This is a genomic window from Oleiphilus sp. HI0061 (assembly GCF_001635675.1).
In genome coordinates, this window is record NZ_LWFE01001727.1 from 1 (window position 1) to 929 (window position 929).

Here is a 929-nt window from a genome sequence, read left to right on the forward strand (position 1 = left end):
TATTGCCTTACGACGATGCGCGCTTAGGCAGTGACTCACCATCCTTTGTTACTTTGCCTTTAGGGACGAGTGAAGAGATGTTGGTCGGTACACTGAACTTGGAAAAAGTGCTGAGTGACAAGTCCTTAGATTTCCAACCTGGCTTACTAAGTAAAGCCAACGGCGGCGTTCTATACGTCGATGAAGTTAATCTATTGCCTGACAATCTTGTAGATCTGCTTTTGGATGTCGCCGCAAGTGGTGTCAATTACATAGAGCGCGATGGCATCAGCCATCAACACAAGGCGGAGTTTCTATTAATCGGCACGATGAATCCTGATGAAGGAGAATTGCGCCCCCAGTTACACGACCGTTTCGGTTTGGCAGTCGATTTAGCTAACCGCTACTCGGTAGAAGAGCGTGTTGCCATCGTTAAAACGCGCGAAGCATTTGATGCCGATCCAGAAGCATTTACTCTTGCCTATGAAGAAAAGCAAGAAGCACTGATCGCTAAGGTAGTTTCAGCAAGAAAGCGTTTAGAGGGTGTGGCATGCTCTGACTCCATTCGAATTGAAATTGCACAACGTTGTGAAGATGCGTTGGTAGATGGACTAAGAGCAGATATCGTTTGGTATCGAACAGCTCGCGCGCACGCCGCTTGGCAAGGTCGAAAAGAGGTCATCTTGGATGATCTTGATGCGGTTTCAGAGCTGGTTTTGCACCACCGCCGTAGGCACGACGCGCCACCACCAGCTCAAGGTGATTCCGGAAGCGGTAATCCTAACTCCGGCAACGATTCTCCAGAAACCGGATTTAAGCGACCCGATGATTCACATAGACAACCAAACCAGAATGACGCAAAGGGCGATGCCGATACCGGCGAACAAAATAGTACCGACAGTGATTGGGGGAGTATGGACCCAAAATGCATGAACGGTATTGTATCACCG

At 48.8% G+C, this 929-nt stretch carries 1 protein-coding gene; it reads left to right on the plus strand.

What is annotated here, in order from left to right; translation table 11 throughout:
- On the plus strand, positions 1-929 hold a 929-nt coding region (locus A3735_RS26520; RefSeq protein WP_156499944.1), incomplete at both ends, for an ATP-binding protein.